Below are 8,987 nucleotides of genomic sequence, written 5' to 3'. Positions count from 1 at the left end.
CGGCTGAACGGACCCGCCGCTCCCCCCGGGGCTACCACGGCACCTCGCCCTCGTCGTCGAAGAAGGCGCCGGTCGGGCCGTCGGCGGGCAGCGTCGCGAGCCGGATCGCGACCGCCGCGCCCTGCGCCGGGGTGCGTGTGCCGCGGAAACCGTTGAGGTCGGTCGCGCAGTAGCCGGGGCAGGCGGCGTTGACGAGGATGTCCGTGTCGCCGAGCTCCTTGGCGTACTGGACGGTGACGGCGTTGAGGAAGGTCTTGGACGGCGTGTAGGCGACGGCGATCGGGCCCGTGTCGCTGCCGGGAGTGGTCTGCCGCGTGAGTGAGCCGACGCCGCTGGACATGTTGACGATCCGCGGCGCCGGTGAACGGCGCAGCATCGGCAGCATCGCGTTGGTGACGCGGATGACCCCGATCACGTTGGTCTCCACGACCGTCCGTACCGTCGCCGGATCGACCGTGGTGGGCAGCTGCGGCACACTGCCGGTGATCCCGGCGTTGTTGACCAGCACGTCGAGGCGTCCGGCGGTGTCCTCGACCAGCCGGGCGGCCTCGGCCACGCTCGCGTCGTCGGTCACGTCGAGCGGCACGCCGAACGCCTCGACACCGGCGGCCCGCAGTTTCGCCACGGCACTCTCGCGCCGCTCACGGTCCCGGGCGCCGACCCCGACCCTCCAGCCGAGGGCGCCCAGACCGGCCGCGATCTCGTATCCAATGCCCTTGTTCGCGCCGGTCACCAGCGCGATCGTCTGTTCGCTCATGCCGTCGATCCTGCTCGGGCCCGGTGCCGGCCGGCCAACACCGATCGGGTGGACGGCGATACCGCACGGGTATCGATCCAGGTCGGAGCAGTACCATGACGGCGTGGAGACAAGGGAGTTGCGGTATTTCGTCGCCGTCGCCGAGGAGCTGCACTTCGGGAGGGCCGCGCAGCGCCTCGGGATCGCGCAGCCCCCGCTGTCGCGGGCGATCGGCCGGCTCGAACGGCGACTCCAGGCGACCTTGCTGGAGCGCAACAGCCGAGCGGTCGCCCTGACCGAGGCCGGAGCGGTGCTCCTGAGGGTGGCCCGGGCGGCGCTCGACGCGGTCGAGGCCGCCGAACGCCGCACCCGCCGCGCCGCGTTCGCCACGACCGGCCGGGCCGGGGTCGTCCTGGTCACGAAGGCCGGCGCGTCCGCCGAACTGCTGGCGAAACTCCTCGACGCCCACGCCGCCGAATCCGATGCGGTCACCGTCGATCTGCTCCTGTGCGGCATGGGCGAGCAGGGTCCGATGCTGCGCGACGGCCGGGCCGACGTGGCGCTGCTGCACCTGCCGTTCGACACCACGGCCGGCCTCGACACCGAAGAACTCTGCACGGAGGGCCAGGTCGCGCTGCTCCCGGCGGGGCACCCCCTCACCGGCCGGCCCCACCTCCGCACGGCCGAGGTCACCGGCCTGTCCGACCTGCCGATGCCCCGCTGGCCCGGCCCCGACGGCAGGTACCCGGACGGCCCCGGCCCCCAGGCCCGCGACCACGCGCAACTGCTCCAGCTGATCGCACTCGGCCGGGCCTGCTGGATCGCACCGGAGTCCTGCCGGACCCGGCTGCGCGAGGACGTCACCGCCGTGCCGGTCCTGGACGCGCCAACGGTCACGACGGTGATCGCCTGGCCACCGCACAGCCGGTCCCGGGACGTGGCGGCGCTGGTCCGGACGGCGGTGCGGGTGAGTTCGTAGCGGGTGCGGGTGCGTTCGCAGCAGGGAGGGCGCGACTGCGGAGGTCGGCCGGTGGCCCGCCCCGACGTGTGTCACCCAGTGGCCGCCGTGGAGGGCCGGGCGGCGCGGCCGGTGAGGTTCTCGGGTCACTCGACCGCCCCGTCTCCCGCCGCCTCCTCAGTGACGAGGTCTTCGACCGCCTGCGCGACTCCATCGTGCGGGGGGAACTCGTCCCCGGCGAGAAGGTCAGGGACGGTGAGCTCGCCGAGCGCCTCGGTCTCAGTCGCACCCCCGTGCGCGAGGCGCTCGCCCGGCTCGCCGACATCGGCCTGGTCGAAGCGAAGCCCGGCGTCTACACCCGCATCACCACCCTCAATCGCCGCGACGTCGAGAACACCCTCGCCGTCCTGCGCTCCCTCGACCAGCTCGCCGTGGAAGCGGCCGTCCCGGTCATGACCGAGCAGGACCTCGGGCGCATGCGCGCGGCCAACCGCGACTTCGAACGGGCCGTCGCGACCGACGACACCGACGCCGCGCTCGCGGCCGACGACCGCTTCCACGCCGTCCCCCTCACGGCCGCCGGCAACCCCGTGCTCAGCCGGATCGTCGAGCAGCTCCACCCGCAGATCCACCGCATCCTCCACCGCAAGTTCTCCACCCTGCTCGGCGGACGCAACACCATCGAGCACCACGACCGGCTCATCGAGGTCTGCGCCGGCGGCGACGCCCGCGCCGCCGCCGCTCTCTCCGGACGCCACTGGCTGGAACTCGGCGGGCACATCAACGAGCTGTTCGACACCGATCAGTTCGCGGAAGCGGCGACCGGATGAGGCACTCCGATAACATGTTCGACCGTGCGATGGTCCTGCCATCGCCGTCCCTCCCCCCAGCCATTCGGATGAATCGGCCAGAAGATTGACAGCCAGGGCATCGCAGGTGTTGGCGCGAATAAGCGGCATGTCGTCGTGGGGTGTGTGGCGCCACGGGCGCGCGATGCTGTGGATCGCGGCGGGTGTGGTGGCGTTCGGATTCCTCGTCGCGCTGGAGATCGCCGCACGCCGCTACGGCGAACCGGGACCGATCACCAACCAGGTGCAGGCCCTGCTCCTCGCCCCCAAGCCGGGGCCGCTGTACGGCGGTCTGGTGCTGATGATGGTGGTGCTGACCTGGCGGCAGCGGTTCATCGCGGCCGGCGCCGCGATCGGTGTCGACGCCGCCCTCCTGCCGGTGCGGTGGGCCGCCGGCGGCGAGATGAGCGACGGCGGGTTCTTCGGCACCGGTGCGTTGTGGGTGATGCTGGGCTTCGCGGTCGTTGCCGTGACACGCCGCACCGGCGATGAGCGCGTCCTGCTGCTGAAGGGCGTCGGGCTGGGCCTGTTGCTGGTGGCCGCCCGAAAGACCGGCGACACCTGGCTCCTCATCACGTCGAAGACCCGCCCGACGGTGCTCGACCAGTACGTGGCGATGGCCGATCACGCGCTGGGCAACCCCTCGTGGCTGGCGGGCCGGTTGGTCGAGGCCACGGACCCGGTCAGCTCCCACGTTCTCCAACTGGTCTACGGCCAGCTCGCGGTGGCCGCCGTCGTCGTCGCGTTCCACCAACTGCGCAACGTGGCGGCCGAACGCCGCTTCCCGCGCCATCACCTGGTGCGCACCTTCCTGGTGATCGGGCTGCTGGGGCCCGGCATCTACATGCTCTTCCCGGTGGTCGGACCGGTCTTCGCCTACGGCCCGGGCGCCTCCGGCACCGGTGGCGTGGAATGGGCGGCGGCCAACTTGTGGCCGCACACGCCGCTGCCGATCAGCACCCCCGCCCCGATGACGTACGACGGGATCACCCCCCGCAACTGCATGCCCAGCCTGCACACGGCGTGGGCTGTCGCGATCTTCATCCACACCCGCCGGGCGCCCCGGCCACTCCGGTTCGCGGGTACGTTCTGGCTGGTCGCCACCCTCGCCGCGACCCTCGGATTCGGCTACCACTACGGCGTCGACCTGGTCGCCGGCGTGGTGTTCGCGCTGACCATCGAGGCGGCGCTGCGCTCGTTCGCACGCGGCTGGGACCGGCAGGGCGTCCGGCTGCTCGTCCACGGCACCACGATCTTCGTCGCGCTCCTGGTGTCCTACCGCTACCTGCCGATGAGGATGGCCGGCCACCCGGAGGTGTTCGGGCCCCTTCTCATCCTGGCGATGACCTCGGTGATCCTCGGCTACGTACGGACCACCAGGCTGTGGGAATCGACGCTCGCGCCGGCCCGGCAACCGGAACCGCAGCCCGAACCGGTCTGAGCCGTGTCGCGCCGCCGAGGTCCCGGTCACGTCATGGAGGCCGCTCGGGCGACCGTCCTGTACCCCTGCCCGCCGGTCGCGCTCTTCGCTCGGCCACCGGACACGGCGGTACGCGGGTAAGGTGGCGCCCTTCGGACGGCGGGAGCCGGACGGAGTCCTCGAAGGCCGGGCACATGCATCTCACCGACCGTCCCGCACGGTGCCGCCTCGACGTGGCGCTGGAGAACCTCTCCGTCACCTTTCGCGGCATGACCGCGCATCCGGACGAGCACAACTGCGAGTGCCACCGGGGCAGCCCGGAGGAGCTCGCCCTGCTGAAGACGCGGACCTGGCACTGGAGCCGGACCTCCTGCGCCGGACCTGGCAGGCCATCGACTGGTCCGATCACGCCGCCGTGCCGCGCCGGATCCTGCCGCAGTTCGCCACGGTCCTGGTCGCCGGTCGCGCGGATCCGATGTTCGGACGACTCGAAGAGGCCGGGTACTCCCTGGCCCGAGGCCGCTGGCAGCAGTGGCCCGACGAACACGCCGGCCCGGTACGCGAGTTCCTCCATGCCTGGTGGGTGCAGAGCCTCACCGACCCGGACGCGGTCGTACCGGCGCACCAGGTCCTCGCGCTGTGTGCGGAGGCGTCCGGAACGCTGGAGCCCTGGCTCGCCGAATGGGAGAGGCAGACCGGGCGCCTCAGCGACCTGCGTCTGGCCGAGGCGGCGGCGGAATGGGAGTACGAACTCCTGGGAGACAGCCCACGCGCTGCGGATTGCCGGGGGCTCCGCAAGCGCACCGCCCCCTCCTGCCATGGAGCGTCGACTGGTACGAGAACGACGCGGAGGAGATGCGCGCCGACCTGGTCGCCTGGCTCCTCGGTCACGCAGCGGCGCGGCTCCGCGAGTCGGGCGCGTCAGCGGATCTGCGGCACCGGATACGGCTGCTCCCACCTACCGACGAGGCCCGCTGGACGGACCGGCACCGGCCCGGCCACCGCTACTGAGGGCCGCCGAGAAGCCGGCCGCGGTGGTGACTTCGCCTCATCGGCCTGTCCGGCGTGATCACCTCACTCGCGAGCACCGACGATGCCGACGCCGCGGCAGCCGGGGCGTCGGCCGGCGCGGACGTGGCCCGCCTGAGCAGGATCTCAGGGCGGACCCTATGCCCGACGGGGTCGATCCCCCTGCACCGGCGAAGAACCGGGCCGCGTTCGGAGGGACGCCTGGAGGTGGGGTCATGGGCGGCGCCGGAACTCGATGCAAGCCATAGTCCGGCGCCGCCGATCCGACGATGGCGAGCAGGAGGACCAGCAGCGGGGTCGATATGCAGAGGAGAAGGCCGAGCAGCGACCAGATGCTGTCCATCGAACACCTCTATCAGGTGATATACGCGGCATGGGCCCCTCAGGGTGGCACTCCCGCGGGGGGCGCACCAGGGCGTGCAACGCGCGTGCGGGATTGCGCGGCGTTTCGCCCGCGGGACGGCCTGGCAGGCGACCTACGCTCTGCCCGTGGGACGGACCGAGCAACGCGCCGAGGGAGCGGGACCGTTCACCACGCGCCTCACCTGGCACCCTCCGGACGGAAGTACCGCCGTATGGGAGTCACGGCCCGCCCGACGGCGCGGGACCATCGCCGTCCGGCCGCCCGGCTCACCCGCCACGCGGCACATCAGCGCCGGCGAGGTCGCACTCCGCCGCCAGCACAGGCTCAACATCACCGCCGCCACCGCCTTCATCATCGGCGGAGCCCTCTTCACGGCGGGCGCCGCTATCGCCCAGTTCGGCTCCGCCGACGCGACCACATGCGCCTCCGTCTACTTCGCCGGCGGCCTGTTCTTCACCACCGGGGGCTACGTCTCACTGCTCCAGGTCATCAACGCCCCCCGCCACGTGCCAGGTGGTGAGGGCCGGCTCGTCACCCACGGCTGGCACTGGTGGAGTTACGAGCCGGCGCGAGTGGACTGGCTGAGCGCGTTCGTCCTCTTCGCCGGCACCCTGGTGTTCGCAGGCGACCTGCTGGACTCCTTCCTCCAAGGGCTGAGCGTCCAGCAGATCAACCGGCTGATCTGGGCCCCGGACGTCATCGGTTGCGTGCTCTTCCTGGTCTCCGGGCACCTCGCGTTCGTCGAGATCTGCCACGGCCGCCTCTGCGTCCGCCGCCGCAGTCTCGGCTGGTGGATCGTCGCCGTGAACCAGCTCGGGTCCGTCCTCTTCATGCTCTCGGCCCTCGTCGCCTTCACCCGGCCCTCCACCGGCAGCCTGATCAACGCGGGCATCGCCGACTGGGCCACCCTGACCGGCGCCTCGTGCTTCTCCTTCGGCGGCCTCCTTCAGCTCTACGAGCACCCCTGACTCGGAACCCGGCCGACCGCGACGCCGCCGTGAGGTCGGGGATGTGGCGCCGAGGCCGGTCGCGCGCAGATGGGCGGTGAGGTGGTCGTGTCGGCAGGCGGTGACCTCCGAGGTGCGTCCCGGCCGGGCCGCGGAGACCCGGAGCAGCCGGCCACGATCGTCGGTGAGTGCGATCACGAGTAGTCCGTGGCATTTGCTCTTACCGGCGTAGTTCTTCAGGTTCGCGTCTCCGGTGCGGCGGCGGGTGCGGATCAGCGAGCCGTCCAGCAGTACGATGCCGCCATCCTTTCGGGCGATCTTCTTGAGTGCGCGGTCCAGGCGCGGGGCGCGGGCGGCGAGCAGGCCGACGACTTCCCGCACCCAGCGGGTGACGGTGGTGCGGTGGATGCCGTTGCCACCGGCCAGGTCGCCGGGCCGCTGGTCACAGCGCAGTACCGCAAGCACGATGCCGGCGATCTTCCCGGCGGGCAGCGCCCGCCACCGCGAGCCGGTCTTCTTCAGATGGCCGCGCACCAGGTCGGCGAGCCAGTTCCAGGTCGCGCTCGACAGCGGCAGGCGAGCGGTGTAGACAAGGCCGTCAGGGCCCTCCACGGTCTTGTTGTTGGTCTTCACACCAAACTCAACTGCCGCCGGAGGCCCGCCGGTTACGCCCGCCCGCTCTTCCAGTCCGGCGACTACAGGCGCACGGTGAACTTGCCGTCACCCCGCTTGTGCAGCCAGCCGCGATCGGCCAGCTTGGTCAACTTCCCGCGCAGCGGCTCCGGCTTGCCCCGCACCCCTCCTGCACACCGACGAGGGCCGTGTTTTGGCACCCCGCAGGATGTTTGCGATGAACGGCCAGATGCCGAATGAGTTCCTCGGCGCCCCGATTGTCAGCGGGCTTCGCTGAGCCGGGACGCACGCATGAGATCGAGTTGGTCGGCGCCGCGGGTTCCCGGGGCCGCTGTGTAGGTGACGATGCGCAGGTCGACTCCCGGCAAGGTCAGCACGTCGCAGTCCAGGGTGACGTCGCCAAGCTCGGGATGGCTGATCGTCTTCAGGTCCCCAGTCAGCTGCTCCATGCCCGCCACGGCCCACAGTTCACCGAAGAACGGCGAGGCCCTGCGCAACCCGTCCACGAGCGCGGCCAGCTCCGGGTCGGCCGGATAGCGGGCGACCGCTTCGCGCAGGTCCGCGACGATCGCCGTCTCGAACGCGTACTGTCCGGCCGCCGATGAGACGGGGTACAGGTGCCAGCGACCCTCTCCCGTGCCGAAGAGTGCGCGGGCGAGGTTGCGTTCGGCGGGCGCCAGGCCGGACGGGTCGCCGTGCAGAGCCGTCCACATGTCGTTCCACCACAGCAGGCTCCAGTCGGCGGCGAACACGCCGATCGGGAGGTCACCGAGGCGGGCGACGAGGCGGCGGATGCTCGGCGGCACGTGAGTGCCGACGGTGTGGTCGCGCGGGGCGAGCAGGCCGGCGGCGCGGAAGAGCTGGTCGCGTTCGGCCGGGGTGAGCCGCAGCGCGCGGGCGATGGCCGAGACCACCTGCGCGGAGGGATGGGTGGCCCTGCCCTGCTCCAGGCGCAGCACGTACTCGACGGAGAGGCCGGCGAGCTCGGCGAGTTCCTCGCGGCGCAGGCCAGGGGAGCGGCGGCGGGCCGACCGGGCGTAGCCGGCGTCGGCCGGGTCGAGGCGGTCGCGCCAGCCGCGCAGTAAGGCGCCGAAGCTCAGGTCGCTCACTCCTCCATGATGCCACCGGGCGTTTCCTGCACCACAGTCACCATCCTGGTGAGTGCAGCGCGCATGTAGCGGGCCCAGAGCGGCTTGAACGGCCCCGCGACGATCCAGCGGCGGCCTGGCAGCGGCCGGAAGTCGTATGTCCACCGGATCGACGTGCCGGTGCCATCGGGCAGGAACGACCACTCGCCGCGCACCCCGGAGATCAGCTTGGCCAGCACGTTGGTGAAGCCACTCAGCTCATAGGCGAACCCGTGCCCCTCCGCGATGTCGGTAAGCCGCTCGTCGGCCTTGGAGCCGTCAGTGAACCAGGTCTGGCGCGACGTCCCCGGCCGGTTCCAGGTGCCGGTCTGGTCGCGCACTTCCGCGACGCCGGGGAACGGTCCCCACGGCTTGAACACCTGGGCGAGGTCGATCGGCACGATGACCTGGTAGGTGTGCGCGGGGCTGGACGTTGTACGGGCGAAGACGGTGATCGGGACACTCGTTTTGGTCATGCCACGAGCATCGCGGTCAGCGCCTGCCCGAGGCAGACACCTGTCAGTACATACCCTCGCGGTCTCGTCGTGTTCGCCGTGTCAACGGCGCAGCGTCCGTCGTGTCGTCGCCGGAGCGCTGCTGGCTGAGAAAGTTTGGTGTGAGATGCCATCCCGAAGGTCCGCAACCGATTAACCGGGTCGGCCGCTGCTCTGGCAGCGACCCGACCAAGAGCTTCTGCTCCCGCAATGAACCTCCGCCATCTTGATTTCGGCTGGTCACGGCCGCTGGCGTGGTGGTGGGTGGGGCGGCTCGGGCTGGTGGTGGGGCAGTGTCCAGCATGTAGATCACCTGGCTAGTGCCGCGGCAGGCAGCGTTTGCCCGTTGAGGAGCGGCGTCCGGTGCGTGCTCTCGGCGTGCCGGCCGGAAGCCCTCGTACTGGACGTACTTGGGGTTTCGGCCGGTGCGG

Annotated in this window: 8 protein-coding genes and 1 pseudogene; 5 read left to right on the top strand and 4 right to left on the bottom strand. The window is 71.4% G+C overall.

Going from position 1 to position 8,987, the window contains the following annotated elements; all coding sequences use genetic code 11:
• Nucleotides 1-31: 31 nt before the first annotated feature.
• Nucleotides 32-757, bottom strand: coding sequence for an SDR family oxidoreductase (locus tag ABZ281_RS24760; RefSeq protein WP_356658768.1), 726 nt, complete (start codon nt 755-757; stop codon nt 32-34).
• 103 nt (nt 758-860) lie between these two features.
• Between ABZ281_RS24760 and ABZ281_RS24755 the strand changes: the two genes are divergently transcribed.
• From ABZ281_RS24755 to ABZ281_RS24735, 5 genes are all read left to right on the top strand, one after another.
• A complete protein-coding gene (locus ABZ281_RS24755; protein WP_356658766.1) occupies nt 861-1,715 on the top strand; it encodes a LysR family transcriptional regulator in 855 nt (284 codons plus the stop codon).
• A 68-nt stretch (nt 1,716-1,783) separates the two neighbouring features.
• Complete coding sequence (locus ABZ281_RS24750) at nt 1,784-2,524, top strand: GntR family transcriptional regulator (RefSeq protein WP_356658764.1); 741 nt, start codon at nt 1,784-1,786, stop codon at nt 2,522-2,524.
• Between the two features lie 127 nt (nt 2,525-2,651).
• Nucleotides 2,652-3,983, top strand: a complete 1,332-nt coding sequence (locus ABZ281_RS24745; RefSeq protein ID WP_356658762.1) for a phosphatase PAP2 family protein — start codon at nt 2,652-2,654, stop codon at nt 3,981-3,983.
• 280 nt (nt 3,984-4,263) lie between these two features.
• On the top strand, nt 4,264-5,031 hold the full coding sequence (locus tag ABZ281_RS24740) for a hypothetical protein (RefSeq protein ID WP_356658760.1): 768 nt from the start codon (nt 4,264-4,266) through the stop codon (nt 5,029-5,031).
• Between the two features lie 449 nt (nt 5,032-5,480).
• Nucleotides 5,481-6,323 carry a hypothetical protein gene (locus ABZ281_RS24735; protein ID WP_356658758.1) on the top strand — a complete coding sequence of 281 codons (843 nt, stop codon included), beginning with the start codon at nt 5,481-5,483 and terminating at the stop codon, nt 6,321-6,323.
• Nucleotides 6,324-6,362: 39 nt separating this feature from the next.
• On the opposite strand, the pseudogene ABZ281_RS24730 reads toward ABZ281_RS24735, so the two are convergent.
• From ABZ281_RS24730 to ABZ281_RS24720, 3 genes and pseudogenes are all read right to left on the bottom strand, one after another.
• A pseudogene (locus ABZ281_RS24730) lies at nt 6,363-6,935 on the bottom strand (IS5/IS1182 family transposase); the annotation flags it as partial.
• Nucleotides 6,936-7,195: 260 nt separating this feature from the next.
• Nucleotides 7,196-8,044 (bottom strand): helix-turn-helix transcriptional regulator, encoded by an 849-nt coding sequence (locus ABZ281_RS24725; RefSeq protein ID WP_356658756.1) that lies wholly within the window; start codon nt 8,042-8,044, stop codon nt 7,196-7,198.
• A complete protein-coding gene (locus ABZ281_RS24720) occupies nt 8,041-8,538 on the bottom strand; it encodes an SRPBCC family protein (protein WP_356658754.1) in 498 nt (165 codons plus the stop codon). The genes ABZ281_RS24725 and ABZ281_RS24720 overlap by 4 nt, the downstream gene beginning before the upstream one ends.
• Nucleotides 8,539-8,987 lie beyond the last annotated feature (449 nt).

Origin of the sequence: Streptomyces sp. NPDC006265 (assembly GCF_040613555.1) — a bacterium.
Lineage (GTDB): Bacteria > Actinomycetota > Actinomycetes > Streptomycetales > Streptomycetaceae > Streptomyces.
Note: the sequence above shows the minus strand (reverse complement) of the source record. Positions and strands in the feature narration are given on the sequence as shown.